Annotated in this window: 21 protein-coding genes and 1 pseudogene; 10 read left to right on the plus strand and 12 right to left on the minus strand. The window is 43.8% G+C overall.

What is annotated here, in order from left to right; translation table 11 throughout:
- The first annotated feature begins 59 nt into the window (after positions 1-59).
- A complete protein-coding gene (gene yhaM / locus WA279_RS17335) occupies positions 60-1,004 on the plus strand; it encodes a 3'-5' exoribonuclease YhaM (protein WP_336156135.1) in 945 nt (314 codons plus the stop codon).
- A gap of 124 nt (positions 1,005-1,128) precedes the next feature.
- On the plus strand, positions 1,129-1,341 hold the full coding sequence (yhaL, locus tag WA279_RS17340) for a sporulation protein YhaL (protein ID WP_003233252.1): 213 nt from the start codon (positions 1,129-1,131) through the stop codon (positions 1,339-1,341).
- A gap of 39 nt (positions 1,342-1,380) precedes the next feature.
- On the opposite strand, the gene WA279_RS17345 is transcribed toward yhaL, so the two are convergent.
- Positions 1,381-2,262 carry a peptidylprolyl isomerase gene (locus WA279_RS17345; protein WP_213414377.1) on the minus strand — a complete coding sequence of 294 codons (882 nt, stop codon included), beginning with the start codon at positions 2,260-2,262 and terminating at the stop codon, positions 1,381-1,383.
- A 159-nt stretch (positions 2,263-2,421) separates the two neighbouring features.
- On the opposite strand from WA279_RS17345, the gene yhzE1 reads away from it, so the two are divergent.
- A complete protein-coding gene (gene yhzE1, locus WA279_RS17350) occupies positions 2,422-2,508 on the plus strand; it encodes a sporulation protein YhzE1 (RefSeq protein WP_003327753.1) in 87 nt (28 codons plus the stop codon).
- Between the two features lie 124 nt (positions 2,509-2,632).
- Positions 2,633-2,719 (plus strand): sporulation protein YhzE2, encoded by an 87-nt coding sequence (yhzE2, locus tag WA279_RS17355; RefSeq protein ID WP_003155248.1) that lies wholly within the window; start codon positions 2,633-2,635, stop codon positions 2,717-2,719.
- Between the two features lie 52 nt (positions 2,720-2,771).
- Here yhzE2 and WA279_RS17360 read toward each other — a convergent pair whose 3' ends face one another.
- Positions 2,772-2,954: a hypothetical protein gene (locus WA279_RS17360; RefSeq protein ID WP_024571667.1), complete on the minus strand. Its 183-nt coding sequence runs from the start codon at positions 2,952-2,954 to the stop codon at positions 2,772-2,774.
- Positions 2,955-3,061: 107 nt separating this feature from the next.
- Complete coding sequence (locus tag WA279_RS17365) at positions 3,062-3,580, minus strand: DUF3267 domain-containing protein (RefSeq protein ID WP_336156137.1); 519 nt, start codon at positions 3,578-3,580, stop codon at positions 3,062-3,064.
- Between the two features lie 207 nt (positions 3,581-3,787).
- Between WA279_RS17365 and WA279_RS17370 the strand changes: the two genes are divergently transcribed.
- On the plus strand, positions 3,788-4,129 hold the full coding sequence (locus WA279_RS17370) for a YhaI family protein (protein ID WP_009966921.1): 342 nt from the start codon (positions 3,788-3,790) through the stop codon (positions 4,127-4,129).
- Here WA279_RS17370 and WA279_RS17375 read toward each other — a convergent pair.
- Entirely contained in the window at positions 4,126-4,737 is a 612-nt protein-coding gene (locus WA279_RS17375) for an HTH-type transcriptional regulator Hpr (RefSeq protein ID WP_003239501.1), read from the minus strand. The genes WA279_RS17370 and WA279_RS17375 overlap by 4 nt on opposite strands.
- A gap of 177 nt (positions 4,738-4,914) precedes the next feature.
- Entirely contained in the window at positions 4,915-5,271 is a 357-nt protein-coding gene (locus WA279_RS17380; protein WP_003245875.1) for a YtxH domain-containing protein, read from the minus strand.
- A gap of 128 nt (positions 5,272-5,399) precedes the next feature.
- Here WA279_RS17380 and WA279_RS17385 point away from each other — a divergent pair, with 128 nt between their 5' ends.
- Positions 5,400-5,591 (plus strand): hypothetical protein, encoded by a 192-nt coding sequence (locus WA279_RS17385; protein WP_123373321.1) that lies wholly within the window; start codon positions 5,400-5,402, stop codon positions 5,589-5,591.
- Between the two features lie 73 nt (positions 5,592-5,664).
- Here WA279_RS17385 and trpP read toward each other — a convergent pair whose 3' ends face one another.
- The 3 genes from trpP to WA279_RS17400 all read right to left on the minus strand — a co-directional run bounded on the left by trpP (position 5,665) and on the right by WA279_RS17400 (position 7,971).
- Positions 5,665-6,183, minus strand: a complete 519-nt coding sequence (gene trpP / locus WA279_RS17390; RefSeq protein ID WP_003233236.1) for a tryptophan transporter TrpP — start codon at positions 6,181-6,183, stop codon at positions 5,665-5,667.
- A 124-nt stretch (positions 6,184-6,307) separates the two neighbouring features.
- Positions 6,308-7,387 carry a 3-phosphoserine/phosphohydroxythreonine transaminase gene (gene serC, locus WA279_RS17395; RefSeq protein ID WP_336156138.1) on the minus strand — a complete coding sequence of 360 codons (1,080 nt, stop codon included), beginning with the start codon at positions 7,385-7,387 and terminating at the stop codon, positions 6,308-6,310.
- 146 nt (positions 7,388-7,533) lie between these two features.
- Positions 7,534-7,971, minus strand: a complete 438-nt coding sequence (locus WA279_RS17400; protein ID WP_003233231.1) for an HIT family protein — start codon at positions 7,969-7,971, stop codon at positions 7,534-7,536.
- Between the two features lie 487 nt (positions 7,972-8,458).
- Here WA279_RS17400 and ecsA point away from each other — a divergent pair, with 487 nt between their 5' ends.
- The 3 genes from ecsA to WA279_RS17415 are packed head-to-tail and all read left to right on the plus strand — an operon-like array spanning position 8,459 to position 11,151.
- Positions 8,459-9,202: an ABC transporter ATP-binding protein EcsA gene (gene ecsA / locus WA279_RS17405; RefSeq protein WP_003233230.1), complete on the plus strand. Its 744-nt coding sequence runs from the start codon at positions 8,459-8,461 to the stop codon at positions 9,200-9,202.
- Positions 9,195-10,421 (plus strand): ABC transporter permease EcsB, encoded by a 1,227-nt coding sequence (gene ecsB / locus WA279_RS17410; RefSeq protein ID WP_017695369.1) that lies wholly within the window; start codon positions 9,195-9,197, stop codon positions 10,419-10,421. Before ecsA ends, ecsB begins: the two co-directional genes overlap by 8 nt.
- Before the next feature lie 19 nt (positions 10,422-10,440).
- Positions 10,441-11,151, plus strand: a complete 711-nt coding sequence (locus tag WA279_RS17415; RefSeq protein ID WP_046160232.1) for an EcsC family protein — start codon at positions 10,441-10,443, stop codon at positions 11,149-11,151.
- A 17-nt stretch (positions 11,152-11,168) separates the two neighbouring features.
- Here WA279_RS17415 and sndC read toward each other — a convergent pair whose 3' ends face one another.
- The 4 genes and pseudogenes from sndC to hmoB form a co-directional block, all read right to left on the minus strand.
- On the minus strand, positions 11,169-12,359 hold the full coding sequence (gene sndC, locus WA279_RS17420) for an N-acetyl amino acid acetylase SndC (RefSeq protein WP_120027942.1): 1,191 nt from the start codon (positions 12,357-12,359) through the stop codon (positions 11,169-11,171).
- 71 nt (positions 12,360-12,430) lie between these two features.
- Complete coding sequence (locus tag WA279_RS17425; RefSeq protein ID WP_080286179.1) at positions 12,431-13,822, minus strand: hypothetical protein; 1,392 nt, start codon at positions 13,820-13,822, stop codon at positions 12,431-12,433.
- 64 nt (positions 13,823-13,886) lie between these two features.
- Positions 13,887-14,203: pseudogene (locus WA279_RS17430) on the minus strand (hypothetical protein).
- A 44-nt stretch (positions 14,204-14,247) separates the two neighbouring features.
- A complete protein-coding gene (gene hmoB / locus WA279_RS17435) occupies positions 14,248-14,748 on the minus strand; it encodes a heme-degrading oxygenase HmoB (RefSeq protein WP_024572544.1) in 501 nt (166 codons plus the stop codon).
- Between the two features lie 121 nt (positions 14,749-14,869).
- On the opposite strand from hmoB, the gene WA279_RS17440 reads away from it, so the two are divergent.
- On the plus strand, positions 14,870-17,014 hold the full coding sequence (locus WA279_RS17440; protein WP_336156140.1) for a transglycosylase domain-containing protein: 2,145 nt from the start codon (positions 14,870-14,872) through the stop codon (positions 17,012-17,014).
- The last annotated feature ends 41 nt before the right edge of the window (positions 17,015-17,055 follow it).

Consider the following 17,055-nt stretch of genomic DNA (forward strand, 5'->3'; position numbering starts at 1 on the left):
CTGAAAATCGGTATGTGATATACTGGTATTATGTAAGATACGGAGGGAGCTTTAATAGAATGGCTAAAGGGATTATGCTACATGAGGTTGGCGAACAGGTGGACCAGTATCTATTGATTAAATCCTCGACGAAAGGGATTGCAAGCAATGGAAAACCGTTTCTGACGCTGATGCTGCAAGACCAGTCAGGCGATATTGAAGCGAAGCTGTGGGATGCCAAGCAAAGTGATGAAGTGACCTATGCGCCGCAGACGATTGTCAAGGTCGTCGGCGATGTTCATCATTATCGCGGGCGCACCCAGCTGAAGCTAAGAAATATCAGACCGGTAAGCGAGCAAGAAAACGTCAATATTGATGATTTTTTAGAAACCGCGCCGATTCCGAAAAATGAAATGATGGATACCATCACTCAATATATATTTGAAATGAAAAATCCGAATATCCAGCGAATCACAAGGTTCTTGGTTAAAAAACACGAAGCTGAGTTTATGGATTATCCGGCGGCTACGAAAAACCACCATGAGTTTGTCTCAGGTTTGGCGTATCATGTTGTCTCTATGCTGAACCTGGCGAAAGCAATAGCAGATTTATATCCGTCTCTTGATCGTGATCTGCTTTACTCCGGTGTCATCCTGCATGATCTTGGAAAAGTGAAGGAGCTGTCCGGCCCTGTTTCCACTTCATATACGGTTGAAGGCAATTTGCTCGGCCATATTTCCATCATGGTGACAGAGCTTTCAAAAGCGGCTGAGGAGCTTCAAATCGATTCTGAAGAGGTGTTAATTCTTCAGCATTTGATTTTGAGTCATCACGGCAAAGCAGAATGGGGCAGCCCGAAACCGCCGATGGTGAAAGAAGCGGAAATTCTTCACTATATAGACAATCTGGATGCAAAAATGAATATGATGGACAGAGCGCTTGAGCGCGTGAAGCCGGGCGAGTATACTGAACGTGTATTTGCACTGGAAAACCGTTCCTTTTATAAACCGACATTTCATAAATAACTTAAAAAGGACTGATGCTGACATATTCAGCTCAGTCCTTTTTGATGCGTCTTTCCCGCACATAACTCGTCTCATTCCCGCATATGGTTAAGAATAAAGAATCTATGCAAAGGGGGAGGAGCCCGTGTTATTTTTTCCGTGGTGGGTGTATCTTTGTATTGTAGGCATTATTTTCAGCGCATATAAACTTGTGGCGGCAGCCAAAGAGGAAGAAAAAGTAGACCAGGCTTTTATTGAAAAAGAAGGGCAGATTTATATGGAGAGGATGGAAAAGGAGCGAGAACGCCGCAGTTCTCAGCAGCATGAAGAAGAAAATCAAAACCATTCCATCGCATAAAAAAAGCTGTGCGGCTCATTGAGCCGCACAGCTTTTTTATTATTTAGAATTGCTTGAAGATGAAGAAGTACTGTTGCTTGTTGAAGATGTATTAAATGTGTCTTTCAGATCTTTATCTTTTACTTCGATGTCAGCCTTCTTCATGACTTTTTGAACAGCTTCCTGAACGGCATTGCTGTCATTTAGTTTTTGTTCAAGCACTTCAGATTTCAGTTCTTTTTTCATATCTTCATATTTTCCGCGTTCTTCAGTCTTTTTGATGATATGGTAGCCAAATTGTGTTTTCACAGGATTGCTGACTTCATTTGTTTTCAACTTGAATGCAGCTTTTCTGAATGTGGAATCCAGTTGTTCGTTATCTTTTGAAATCCAGCCAAGTTCGCCACCGTTTGTAGCAGTGGAGTCTGTTGAGTATTCTTTCGCAAGATCTTCAAACTTTTCGCCTTTTTTCAGCTTTTTCTCTACTTCTTCAGCTGTCTTTTTATCAGCGACAACGATATGGCTTGCGCGAATCTGGCCTTTTAAGCCTTCCCAGTATTCTTTAATTTCATCATCTGTTACTTTGATGTTATCTTTAGCCGCTTTTTGTGTCAGCAATTCATATTTTACTTGTTCTTTCAGGTAATCTTTGCCATATTGCTTTTCGAGGGCAGTATATTGATCGCCAAGCTGCGTTTTGTATTCTTTCAGCTTGTTGTCAATTTCTTTATCCGAAACTTTATACTTCTTGTCCAATACTTTTTCTTGCACTAGCTGTGTCAGTACGCTTGCGCCAGCTGTTTTCTTCATGTTTGTGTAAAGCTCGCCTTTTGTGACATCGCCTGCGTCAGTTTTTGCGATGACTTCTTTGTCGCCGCTGCTGCATGCACTGAGAGCGAGGATGCTTGTAGCAGTGATAGCTGCTATTGCGATTTTCTTCATTGTTTTCAAACACTCCTAATCATTCCAAATTAAATTACCTATGCGTATCATAACATATTGTGGCTTTCTGTAAAAAGATTTTAAATAAAGGGCATTCGTCTAGTCAAACTTTTGCTGATGACATACTTATATATTGATCAAGAAAAGGAGGTATGTAACATGAGCGGAGGATACTCTAACGGATTCGCGTTGCTCGTAGTACTGTTCATTTTGCTTATCATCGTAGGTGCAGCTTACATCTACTAAGCAGCCCGAGGATCGCTTGCAACATAAGCGATCCTTTATTTTCACTAGCGCCTAATCGTTTCAAACATGAATTGCATAACATGTAATTGGTAAATAAAGCTTATTACAGGAGGTGCTTTTTAAGATGGGTGAAGTATTTGCAGGCGGATTCGCTTTATTGGTTGTGTTATTTATTTTATTGATTATCATCGGCGCTTCTTGGCTGTACTAATCAACATAAAAAAGCATAGCTGCTTCATCAGCAGCTATGCTTTCTTTCGTATTTACACTGTAAAGGAGATCTCCACAAACGAAGAGATCAGTAAAATTAATATAGATACATTAATAAATCGGAATACCTTATCTTGCCGCTCTTCAGGAATCTCTCTGACAAGGCATAATGTATTGGTGAGCCTGTTTATGAAATATAAAATAAACACGGCAGCCACGATAAAATAGAATAAAATGATGGGAGATTCCCCCTCTCTCTGAACTGTCCCATATTACATTACCAAATATTTATTAAAAAAGATAGAATGCAAATTGAAAAATCGCCACCAGCACCAGGGTTTGACTACTTTTCAACAAGAATATCCAAGCCGTCAGCTTCCTGATCAATAAAAGCGGTTTTCGGTGCTTTTATCAGCTTGAGAGCCAGCAGGAAATCAGGCAGACAGTAGCCGGCGTGAATACCCGAGATCATGCAAAAATAATGAGCGTGATTCGGAAATGCCAGTGCTGCGTAAAACAATACCGGTGTAATCAGCAAGAACGGGCTGACGAGTGAAATCAGCATTGTTATTTTTGGTATACGTTTCCATGTGCGCATGCGCAATATGTAAAACTTTTTTTCTATTTTTCTTTTTTTGCAGATGATTGGCAGGACATGGATGACTTTATGTACAAATAAAATAACGACGAGCAAACCGCCGAATAAAGATACATATTCATCGCTTAAGCTTGTGCCAGGCCGCAGCAGCTCAAAAGCTAAAAAGGTAGATATAAAAACCAAAATCATAAAACATACAGCAGTTAATATTATGCGAACGGCGCCATAATCCTTCATGAGATTTATGGTCTTCCAGCAATTCATCAAAGTCATCCTTCCATACATCTTGAATAGAATCTCAAAATAATTTACTCCTCCCAAGAGAAAAAATCAATGCTTTTTTAAGAAAAAATATCATCCGGCAGGTATTTTTTTGAAACAAGCAAACAAACTGCGAAATATGGGGTTAGAACTTTCTTCTCAGTGAATTATCAGCTAAAATAAGATTAAAGATAGAAAGAAGTGGTGTGGATGGATTCGATGGATCATCGCATTGAGCGATTAGAATATTACATACAATTATTAGTGAAAACAGTAGATATGGACAGGTACCCCTTCTATGCGCTTCTCATTGATAAAGGGCTGAGCAAGGAAGAAGGGGAAGCGGTTATGAGGATATGCGATGAATTGTCGGAAGAGCTGGCAACACAAAAAGCGCAAGGATTTGTAACCTTTGATAAGCTCCTTGCGCTTTTTGCCGGACAGCTGAATGAAAAATTAGATGTTCATGAAACGATTTTTGCCCTGTATGAGCAGGGGCTTTATCAAGAGCTGATGGAAGTCTTTATCGACATCATGAAGCATTTTGATTAACTGTTTACAGGTTCGAGCTCTTCAGCCGGTTCATCCGCCGCACTGTCCTTTGCTTTTTTCTTCAGTTTTCCGTTTACGCTTTCAAAGTCATTGTCAATATTGGTGAGTGACGTTTCGAAAATTTCCATAAAATCATCGCCGTAGATATGGCGTATCATACACATCATTTCTGCCACTTCAGGAAATTTTCCGAATAAATGATACAAAGGCTGTGATCCTTTAAAAACAGCGTTGCGTGTCGGATCAAATTCCTCAAGCAAGCTCCAGAATACCTCGGTACCTTCCTCAGTCAATTGGACATATGTGTTCCTTTTATCATTCAGCCGTTTGGAGAACCTTAAATATCCCCGTTCTTCCAGCTTTTTTGAAAAGTTGAATGCGGTTGATACGTGCATGACCCCGAACTTCGCGATTTCAGAAATGGAAGCTCCATTCAATTGATACGCAATCCATAAAATATGATGCTCATTAATATTCAGGTCATACGGTTTGAGCCATTGCTGCCAATCCTTCTCGATCGATTTCCAAAGAGCCTTGCTAAGCTGAGCCATTTTCTGGGTGAAAACCAGAGCTTCTTTCACATCATAGGGCGGTTCCACTCGATTCATTACGTCACCTGCTTCTCTTTTTCTTTTTCTCTATTATGCCAATAAAATAAAGATTAATAAAGATGAAAATGTAAGAATTTTTTAATAAATTCACAAACCATTGTGGCGGAAGGGTTTTTCGGCCAAAAAAAATACGGGTCCAATTTTAGCCCGCATTTTTTTCTTTTGAATAGGATATTAGTTTTGTAAGGTTTTCTCCAGCTGTCTGATTTTCTCTTCGATATCGGCAATTTCTTTTTGCAGATCCTGCTGGTGAGGCTTAATCTCTTCCTGCCATTTTTTAATTGACGTTTGGAGCTCGCCGCCCACGTCTTTAATAACATCCGTGCTTTCTTTTGCCGCTTTGATCAGCTGGTCTTTTAATGCAAGCCCGTCTGACTTTAAGCGTTTGATTGTTTCTTCAAAAGAATCATAATTGGTTTTCATTTTTTCACGCAGCTGCTTTCCTGAGGAAGGTGCAGTAAGAAGAACCGCTGCTCCTCCGATGATGCCGCCTACGAATAGTCCTGTTAATAGAGAACGTCCGCTCGCCATTACAATCACCCCGTCTTTTTCTTCAAATAGGATTCATTCAGCATTTTTCATTTTTGTTGAAAGCCTGAACTTCTATACATAGCTTGCTTTATTTTAGCATATTTTTTAAGTGAAAAGGAGGGAGAAGGTTGTCTGTCTTTTTGATTGTGTTATCCTGCATCACCCTTGCCTTCGCTTCAGGCTCTGTTTACTATATCAGACTTCTCAGCCAGGCTGCTTCTTATCCGCCCAAGAAAGTCATCCGGCAGAAAGCGCTTGTTTGTTCAACCGGAACCGCCTTTACACTATGTCTTATCTTTTTCACAAAACTCCTCGCTTAAAACATGCTGACATGCTGCGGGCGCTCTGTTCAAAAAAACCTCTCCCGGAAGCGGAAGAGGTTTTGTGTGACAATTATTTAGCAGCTTCCATAAAGCTTGAACGTCTTAAAATGGTTTGCACAATCGGATAAATAATAATCATTGAGATTGTATTCAGCACAGCGGCCGGCAGAACAACAGCCGCGAACAATGCGGCGAAACCGCCCGGCAAACCGACGATCAATAAAGCTGACGATAGAAACACAATTCCTGATAAGATGGTCCCGATCACTGTCAGCACAGCGGCTGCACCTGTTTTTCGGCTCTTTCTGAACAAGAGAAACAGGGAGAAGAACAGAAACGCTGATACCGGTTTATCAATGATGTTAGGGATCTGTCCGGCTGGAAACGCGGTTGTAAGCGCGGAAATGATTCCGGTCACGATCCCGATGACGAGTACATTTTGCACCCGCGGGAACAGCAGAATGCCCATGAACATCATGATCAGCATCATATCTGGTTTCATGCCGCCTAAAAAGGGCGGAATAATGGAATGAAGCGCTGCGCCGATTGCGGCAAACAGAGCCATAATGACTAACTCTTTTGTTTTCATAACTATGCTCTCCTCTGCTAAGCTTTTTGCCCTCCAATAATATGCTCATCATTTATTGCGAAGGCTTTACAGAATGTGTTATGCAAACAGTATACCAAACGGACGGTTTGCATAGCCAGACTTTTTACTCATTTTCCTGCTGGAATTTCTTCATGAACGCTGCTAATTTTTCACAGTCTTCGAGAGAGACCGCGTTATAAATAGAAGCGCGGCAGCCCCCCACCGAACGGTGTCCGCCAAGGCCGATCATCTTCGCATCTTTTGCTTTCTGGACGAATGTTTTCGTTAATTCGTCATCCTGAAGCGTGAAGGTGACATTCATGCGTGAGCGGCTGTCTTTTCTGGCATGTCCTTTATAGAAGCCGTTGCTTTCATCAATACAACTGTAGAGAACCTGCGCTTTTTGTTCATTGCGCTGTTCAACAGCTTCCACACCGCCGTTTTCCTTGAGCCATTCCAGAACAAGGCTCAGCATATAAATCGCAAATGTCGGCGGAGTGTTGTAGAGTGAATCCGCTTTGACATGCGTGGAATATTTCAAGATTTTTGGGACGTTCGCATTTTCATTTTTCAGCCAGTTTTTTTTCATGATGACTACAGTCACGCCGGAAGGGCCGAGGTTCTTTTGGGCGCCTCCGTAGATCACATCAAATTTGGACACATCGATTTTTCTGCTTAAAATATCGCTGGACATGTCGGCTACGAGCGGAATTGGAGAATTCGGGAACTCCTGCCACTGAGTGCCGAAAATTGTATTGTTGGATGTGATATGTAAATATGCGCCGTCTTTTACATTCGTAAGGTCAACCTCTGGAATATAGCTGTAATTGTCTGTTTCACTAGTAGCGATAATAGACGTGTTCCCGAACAGTTTCGTTTCTGCCAGTGCTTTTTCAGACCAAGCGCCTGTCATGACAAAATGTGCGGTTTTTTCAGGTGTTAAAAAGTTCATCGGAAGCATTGAGAATTGAAGGCTTGCCCCGCCTTGAAGAAACAAGATATCGTAATCTTCCGGAATGCCCATCAGTTCGATTAAGAGGCTTTTCGCTTTTTGGTGCACCGCTTCATACTCTTTGCTGCGGTGGGAAAGCTCCATAACAGACATGCCGGATTCGTTAAAATCAATAAATTCTTTCTGTGCTTTTTGCAGAACTTCCAGTGGCAGCGCTGCAGGACCTGCGTTAAAATTCGTTGTACGTTCCATTATGATCTCTCCCTGTTTTCCACGTTAATGTATAAAATAATACAATTATCCTATCACAAAAATTCAGTTTTTTGATAAAAAATTAGAATTATCAAAAGAAATTGACGGATGTTTGCGAAATGTTCACAAAATAAAATAACCTCATCTTATGATGAGGCCAGGCGTTTTGCGATAGAGGAAGAGATGTTCTGCAGATCCTCCGGTTTATAATCATCAGCATGCGTTTTCCAAACTGCTCCGAATCCATCTCCTTTTCCGTAGCGAGGGATAATATGCATATGGTAGTGGAACACAGATTGTCCAGCTTTTTCGCCGTTATTGTTCAGCGTATTTAAGCCGATCGGTTCAAATTCATCCCGGATAGCGCGGGCGATTTTCGGGACAGCATGGAAATATTGTTTTGCTAATTCATCTGTAAATTCATATACATTCTCAATATGTGTTTTCGGAATGACAAGCGTATGGCCTTTTGTCACTTGGCTGATATCAAGAAAGGCAAGTACATGTTCATCTTCATACACCTTCGCGGATGGAATGTCGCCGGCAATAATTTTACAAAAGATACAATTCTCTGCACAATGCATGAGGGTTCCTCCTTATGAAATTGTTTAGTATGTATACACTCATCGTACCACAGAAATGCAGAAAATAGAAAACAGGATGAACGGCGAGCGTTCACCCTGAATGCAGAGGAAGAGCTTATATGAAGAAAATGTGTTATGCCTTTGGTAAGCACCTCATTTGTCAATAAAATGAAGACTTGTTTAATGCCTAACGATTCCTGCGATAAACACCTCATTTGACAATTTGCTTCATACATGAAGAATTCATCAATTCAGTGAAGAGAAATGGTTTGAGCATTGGACATGTTTATTTTCTATCCAACTGTTTCTAAGACGTCTTTGACAAACACCTCATTTTTCAGTTGATATGCTTTTCCTCTACAACTATTATGATGTCCAGAACCCTGTCTCTTTATGACAGCAAATTTATCATTTGTTAAAAGGGAATTGTTTCAAATCAGGCCTTGTTTTTGGTACTATGAAGAAAAACACTATAAGGGGAGAAACTATGTCTCTGCTATCGGTAAAAGACTTGACCGGCGGATATACAAGGAATCCGGTTTTAAAAAACGTATCATTCACCCTTGAACCGAATCAAATTGTCGGCTTAATCGGGCTGAATGGTGCTGGTAAAAGTACAACAATCAGACATATCATCGGGCTGATGGACCCGCATAAAGGTTCAATCGAATTAAACGGTAAAACGTTTGCTGAGGATCCGGAAGGCTACCGTTCACAATTTACCTATATACCTGAAACACCTGTTTTATACGAAGAATTGACGCTGATGGAGCATCTTGAACTAACAGCCATGGCATATGGACTGTCAAAAGAAACGATGGAGAAAAGGTTGCCTCCGCTTTTAAAGGAATTCCGAATGGAAAAGAGGCTGAAGTGGTTCCCGGCCCATTTTTCTAAAGGAATGAAGCAGAAGGTTATGATTATGTGCGCATTTTTGGCAGAGCCTGCGCTCTACATTATTGATGAGCCTTTTCTAGGGCTTGATCCGCTTGCCATTAACGCGCTGCTTGAACGGATGAATGAAGCGAAAAAAGGCGGGGCGAGCGTGCTGATGTCAACACACATTTTGGCAACGGCAGAACGCTATTGCGATTCGTTTATTATTTTACATAACGGCGAGGTGCGGGCGCGCGGCACGCTGTCAGAGCTCAGAGAGCAGTTTGGAATGAAGGACGCGGCGCTGGACGATTTGTATCTTGAGCTTACAAAGGAAGACGCTGGCCATGAATAATATGCTTGATATTTGGCAGTCGCGGCTGCAGGAGCATATCAAAGAAACAAGAACATACATGAAATATATGCTCAATGATCACCTCGTCATTGTTTTGATTTTTTTTCTAGCGGGCGCTGCAAGCTGGTACAGCAAATGGATACGGGACATTCCCGCTCACTTTCCATCCTTTTGGGTGATGGCCGTGCTGTTTTCGCTCGTGTTGACAAGCTCTTATGTGCGAACGCTTTTGAAGGAGGCTGACCTTGTTTTCTTATTGCCTCTTGAAGCAAAAATGGAGCCTTACTTGAAGCAGGCGTTTGTCTACAGCTATGTGTCTCAGCTGTTTCCGCTTATTGCGCTGAGCATCGTTGCGATGCCGCTTTATTTCGCAGTCACACCGGGGGCTTCGCTCGTATCGTATGCCGCGGTCTTTGTCCAACTGTTGCTGCTGAAAGCGTGGAATCAGGTAATGGAATGGCGCACGACTTTCCAAAACGACCGCAGCATGAAACGGATGGACGTCATCATTCGCTTTGCGGCGAATACACTCGTTCTTTATTTTGTTTTCCAATCTGTTTATATGTATGCGCTTCTCGTCTATGTCATTATGGCTGTTCTTTATCTGTATATGTCTTCCGCAGCAAAACGAAAAACATTTAAATGGGAGAGCCATATTGAGTCCGAATTGAGACGAAAGCAGCGTTTCTATCGGATTGCCAACCTGTTTACTGATGTGCCGCATTTGCGAAAGCAAGCCAAACGCAGAGCTTATCTCGACTTTTTGCTGCGGCTTGTGCCGTTTGAACAGCGCAAAACATTTGCCTATATGTTCACCCGCGCCTTTTTGCGTTCGAGTGATTATTTGGGCATTCTTGTCAGATTAACGATCGTTTTCGCGCTGATCATTATGTATGTCTCAGCTAGCCCGCTGATTGCAGCGGTTTTGACTGTGTTTGCAATTTTCATTACGGGCATTCAGCTTCTGCCGCTCTTCGGCCACTTTGACCATCTGGCGCTTCAAGAGCTGTACCCTGTGAAAAAAGAAACAAAGCTGAAAAGCTATTTCTCTCTATTAAAAACTGCACTTAGTATTCAAGCGCTGCTGATGTCTGTTGCATCTGCCTATGCAGCCGGCTTGACCGGTTTTCTGTACGCGCTGATCGGTTCTGCCGTTCTGATTTTTGTTGTTTTGCCTGCTTATATGACAACCAGGCTGAAAAAGCACGGAAAGCTGTGAACTGAAAAGAGGTAATCAAATGACAGATAATCAGCTGCTGATGCAGGAAGCTTTGGAATGGAAAATGCATTTTTTGCGAAAGGATTCCATGTTTGAACGCTTTTCGAAGCGTGTCCAGACGAAGGTGAATGAACGGATTCCTGAAAAAATCCATACGGTCGTCACCGAGAGTGTAAGAAAAATGGTAGAAGCGACAATGGCCGGCTCTAATATCATCACTTATAAAAAGGATACAAGTGCACTGTCGCTCAGTGAAAAAAACGAATTGGCGAAAAAAACGATTGTTTCTTATCAGAAAGTGGCAGCTGCTGAGGGAGTCGGCACCGGAGCGGGCGGCATTTTTTTAGGCATTGCTGATTTTCCGCTGCTGCTTTCAATTAAGATGAAGTGTTTATTTACCTTGTCTTCCATTTATGGCTTTGATGTCAAGGATGCACAAGAAAGGATGTTCTTGCTGCTCGTGTTTCAGCTTGCGTTTTCGAGTGATGATGGCCGTAAATCGCTTTTTTCTGTCATCGAAAATTGGGAGACGGAGAAAAAGAGCATCGACTGGAGAGTGTTCCAGCAGGAATATCGCGATTATATCGACGTCGTGAAGCTTTTTCAGCTTTTGCCGGGCGTAGGAGCGGCAGTCGGCGGAATTGCCAATTATAAGCTGCTTGCTCAGCTTGGAGAAACGGCAAGACATGTTTTTCATCTGAGGATATTAAAGGAAACAGCCGGAGAATAAACACTCCGGCTGTTTTTTTATAGCTGATGATAGGTGATCGCAGCGCCGGCAAGGACCTTGGCCGCTGTCAGCATGGCTTTTTCGTTGATATCAAATTTCGGATGGTGGTGGGAATAAACTCGATCTGGCTGTTCGGGAGCGGCACCTGTAAAGAAAAAAGTGCCTTTCACGTTTTGTAAGTAATAAGCAAAATCCTCGCCGCCCATTTGCGGTTCACCGTCAATGACCTGCTGAACGCCCTCGGTATTCTTTGCGGTGCTCACCAAGTGGCTCGTTTCGGCAGGATGGTTCACAACCGCCGGATAACCCTGTTCATAGGTGTACTCATAGGACGCGCCGTGCATGCTGCATATTCCTTTTACAACCGCTTCAATTTCTTTCTCCAGAATGTCCCGGACATTTTCATCAAAAGAACGCGCTGTGCCGATGAGTACTGCTTGGTCTGCGATGACATTAAACGGATTGTCGGCGATGAAGGAGCCTGTCGAAATGACGGCGGATTGAATCGGATTGACTTTGCGGCTGACAATGTGCTGCAAAGAGGAAACGATTTGCGAACCAATCAGGACGGCGTCTTTAGTATCATGCGGATGAGCGCCGTGGCCGCCCTTTCCGAAGACTTTAATCGTAAATCGGTCTGCCGCAGCCATTACGGCGCCGGGGCGGCAGAGAATAGTTCCGAGCGGCTCAGTTGCCCAAAGATGAGTGCCGAATATCACATCCGTGTTTTCGAGACAGCCGTCATCGATCATTGGCTTTGCGCCTCCCGGATAATATTCTTCTGCATGCTGGTGGATCATCACAAATGTTCCCTTCAGTTCATGTCTGTTTTGGTGAAGGACCTTGGCCACTGCGAGAAGAGCTGCGGTGTGGCCGTCGTGGCCGCATGCATGCATGACACCAGGCACTTTGGAGGCGTAAGGGACATCTTTTTCATCTTGAATGGGGAGAGCGTCAAAGTCGGCCCTCAAAGCGACTGTAGGGCCGGGTTCGCTTCCTTCTATATATGCTAAAACCCCTCTGCCGCCAACGTTTGTGCGGATTGGGACTCCTAACGATTCATAATAGGAAGCAATAAATGCGGCGGTTTTTTCTTCTTGAAATGAAAGCTCAGGATACATATGAAAATGGCGCCTGATCTCAACCATTTCTTCAAAACAGCCGTCGAGCTGTTTGTTTATCTCTTTCTGCAGTGTGGATATGGACAAAGCCGCTTCCCCCTTTTCTATGTTTTCCATGATTGTATAGAAAAAGTCTGAATATTTCAACTCATGCTGTTTTAAAGCATCATCACAGCTGCGAGGGTTGTCACCAAAAGGCCAATCGCAACGGGAATGAAGTTTTTTCTGGCAAGCTCAAAAGGATCAACTTTGCAAATGGCTGCGGCGGGAATCAACGCCCATGGGACCAGTGTTCCTCCGCCCACCCAGATGGCAGAGATTTGTCCGAGCGCGGTCAGAACGGCGGGATCGGCATGGAGAGCGGACGAAAAGAGCTTTGCGATGGAGCCGGCGAGAGAAATGCCGGAAAATCCTGAGCCGTCAAGGCCTGTTATGGCTCCAGCGGCAGTTAATGCAGCGGCGGCAAGCTCCTTTGACATAGGCATCATATGGGATAAAGCAATGCCAAGATCGTTGACAATGCCGTGGGAACCTTTAGGGAGTGAAGTGCCCAGTATGCTCTCATAGCCTGAGTCGCCAAGATAAAAGAAAGCGGCAATCGGGATGACGGGGCCGAAAACCTTAAAACCGAACTTAAATCCGTCAATAAAATAGCCGGTGATTTTTTCAAGCCCTTTATGCTTATACACGAAAAAATGAACGGTAAGGAGGATACAGATTGCAGACCCGCCAATTAACGCGGTGGCATCATTTCCTTGTAGGTTAAACAAGAGCATGCAGGCGATATCTGCAAGAAAGGCAAGCGGAATCAAAAAAGCCAGTATGGACCGCAGGCGTTTTGGCAAGTACAGCGAGTTGTCTTGTTCGCCGGAAAGAACGGGGGAAAAAGAAGCGGGATGCTCCTGTTTTTTGCGTTCGCGCTGAATCATGATAAAGGCAGCGGTTGTTGTAGTCACACCCATAATCAGCACAAGCGGAATGCTGGCCGAGACGACATCACCGACTGGAATGCCTGCTGCATCTGCAGTCAGCTTTGGCGCCGCCTGAATGACAAAGTCTCCTGAGAGGGCAAAACCGTGTCCGAATAAGTTCATGGCCATTGCCGCGGCAAGAGGCGTCAAACCGGCACGTGCGGCTGCGGGGAGCAGGACGGCGCCGATTAAAGCGACACCCGGAGAAGGCCAGAAGAAGAGAGAAATGGCGAACATCAGGCCCCCAATCAGCCAATAGGCAGTCACAGGCCCTCTCACAAGGCTTGCAAAGGGAGAAATCATCGCTTCATTTATCCCTGTTTTTGTTAACAAATCACTCATTGAAACGATAAAGCAAATGATGAAAATCGTGGGCAGCAGTTCGCCGGCCGCATAGATAAAGCTGTGGAATAAACTGCTGACAGAAGCTGAAAGTGAATGGCTGGCCCATAGCGATATGATAAAAATGCCGAATAGAGAAATAAATGTCGTGTCTTTTCTCAGCAGCATAAATAGGATAATTGCACCGATAAAAAACACATACAGAACATGGACAGACAAAATCCCGACTTCCATCATCAATCACTCCTTCCGCTTACAGATTATTCATAGGCGGGCGGAAGGTGCCGGGACAGAGGGAGGGTTATGATGGAAGATGAACATTGATCTGTTTCAGCTGCTCAATCGATGATGCCTTAATACTCTATTCGCTTTTTGCAGATGTTTTGGGAAGCATTCAGGAGAAAAAATGACGCACCCTTCAGCAAGCCAGTTTTTTCTATAGGCGATGATGCTTTCCGATGGCTCTAAATATGAATCATCCTCGTGCTGCATCTCGTAATCATCAAATCCGAACTGAAAACCGCAGCACGGGCAGATTTCATGAGAATGATTGCCTTCATGATCATATGGCGGTTCAGCCAATCTCTTAAACCCGCAGACTGGGCAAGTATGCTTCATTTTGCTTTCCTCCCAATAAAATAAGCTGCCGGACATGCCGGCAGCTATTCGACAGCGAAATATGTGGTGACATAGGAAGGCCGGGAGAAGATCGACGTTGTGTCAATTCCGGCAGATGTATCGCGTTTTTTGTGGGCTTCTTTGTAAGAACCGGACTGCTGCCAGTCTTGAAAGGCGCTTTCCGTTTCCCACAAGGTTAGAATGACATAGGTGTCACTGTCAAGCGGACGGAGCACTCGAATGGCTTCAAAGCCAGGCTCGTTTTCGACTTTTCCCGCTCTGTTTTTAAATCTGTTTTCAAACAGCGGACGCCCTTCCTGAGTGACGGCAATATTGTTCAATACTGCAAAACCGGGATGTTTGATCTCTCCGACTTGGTCAATGACTTCATAAGCGTGTGGTGCCTGAAAAACGGTATCTCCGTTTGTTTCATGAATCAAAATGGCGTTTTCCTGCCCCTGCATCAAAAGGATATTTTCTGAGGGATGCTTCTCTACGATCGTTTTTAAAAAATCGGCTGTCCCATATGTAATATAAACCTTCATATCAGCCACCTCCTGCTTGCTAGTATATCAAAACAATGGTATAAGTTTCTATTGGCGAGTGCTTCGAACATAATTCCAAACAATTTTTCCCATACTACCTTTAGAAAGGCGAGGTGAGTTCATGTTTAAGATAAAGAAAAAGAAACTTTTTATACCTATCATTATTTTAGTGTTAACTGCTTTTCTCGCTTTAATAGGATATATTTCAATTATTTTTCTCGGCCATTATGTCATAGATGAAAAAAAGCTTATTCTTCATGCTTCTTCAAAAATTGTTGATCAAAACGGAGATGAGGTTGCAAGCCTGTATACAGAAAATCGCGAGCCGGTCTCGATCAATGAGATTCCGAAGCAGGTCAGAGAAGCGTTTATCGCTGTTGAGGATAAAAGGTTCTATGAGCATCACGGCATTGATGCAAAATCTGTCGGAAGAGCAGTGTATCGCGATATATTAGCAGGCGGAAAGGTGGAAGGCGGAAGCACGATCACCCAGCAGCTTGCCAAAAATATTTTTCTGACACATGACAAAACATTTCTAAGAAAAACAAAAGAAGTGATCATTGCGATTAATCTTGAACGGGATTACAGCAAGGACAAGCTGCTTGAAATGTATTTAAACCAGCTTTACTTCGGACACGGGGTCTACGGCATACAAGCGGCGTCCCACTATTATTTTAATAAAGAAGTAAAAGATTTGACTATATCTGAAGGCGCTGTTTTGGCCGCTATTCCGAAGGCGCCTTCTACGTACTCTCCGATTTTGCACCCTGATAAAAATAAGGAACGGCGTGATACAATTCTAGGCATGATGAATGACCAAGGCTATATTAGTGCGAAAGAGGCTGTCACCGCACAGGGCCGGACGCTTGGACTGCACGTGAAGAAACAGTCGGAAACACCTTGGTTTGACAGCTACATTGACCTTGTGATTAAAGAGGCGGAGGACAAGTATTCCATTTCCGGAGAGCAGCTTCTTCAAGGCGGATACACGATCAAGGTGCCGCTCGATTCGAAGCTGCAGAAGACGGCTTACCAGGTGATGAAAGAGGGAAGCTATTATCCCGGAACAGATCAGAATGCCGAGGGAAGCGCGGTCTTTATTAATAACAAGACAGGCGGTGTAGAAGCGGCCATCGGCGGAAGGGATTACACATCCAAAGGATATAACCGTGTCACAGCTGTCCGCCAGCCGGGTTCCACATTTAAGCCGCTTGCCGTATACGGACCGGCGATGCAGGAAAAGAAATTTAAGCCATATTCTCTATTGAAGGATGAGTTGCAGACCTACGGAGATTATACGCCGAAAAACTACGACAGCCGGTATGAGGGCGAAGTCACTATGTCTGACGCCATTACGTACAGCAAAAACGCGCCGGCTGTCTGGACGCTGAATGAGATCGGCGTCGAAACAGGAAAATCTTATTTGAAAGCAAACGGCATTGATATCCCTGATGAAGGACTTGCTCTCGCTCTAGGAGGCTTGGAAAAAGGCGTTTCGCCGCTCCAGCTTGCCGGCGCGTTTCATACATTTGCCGCGAATGGAACGTATACGGAACCCTTCTTTATCTCGAGCATAATAGATGAAGACGGAGAAACAATAGCCGATCATAAAGAGGAAGGAAAGCGGGTTTTCAGCAAGCAGACGTCTTGGAATATGACGAGAATGCTGCAGCAGGTAGTCAAAAAGGGAACGGCCACGTCCGGCACCTATCACGGCGACCTGGCGGGAAAAACAGGTTCTACATCTTATACAGGCGTCTCCGGCGCGACAAAGGACGCCTGGTTTGCAGGCTATACGCCGAAAATAACCGGGGCAGTCTGGATGGGTTATGACAAAACGGATCAAAACCATTATTTGAAAGCCGGGAGCTCATACCCGACGCGGCTGTTTAAGGATATTTTGACACAGGCAGGAGAAACCGGTTCTGTGTTCACAAAGCCTAAAAACATTAAAGACCTGGAAAGCCCGATTGAGCTGCAGCCGGTCAAAACACTCACAGCCGATTACACATTTAAAGCAGCGGGACTCTTTACTATTGAATTAAAGTGGGACGCTCAAGAGGATGATCGGGCCGTATACAGAATTTATGTAAACAAGGACGGCGAGGAGACGCTTCTTGATTCGGTTGAAGGGAAGGGAAGCTATGAAATTCCTTATGCCAACTTATTTTCGGGCGCGTCTTATAAAATTGTGCCTTATAATACACAGACAAAAAGAGAAGGGGAAGGAACCGATTACGTTCAGCCAAAATTGTTTTCCTCTTAATGGAATTCGGCGATTTTTTGAACTTTGAGCTACATTTCTAT

Source organism: Bacillus sp. 204(2023), assembly GCF_037027505.1.
GTDB lineage: Bacteria > Bacillota > Bacilli > Bacillales > Bacillaceae > Bacillus > Bacillus subtilis.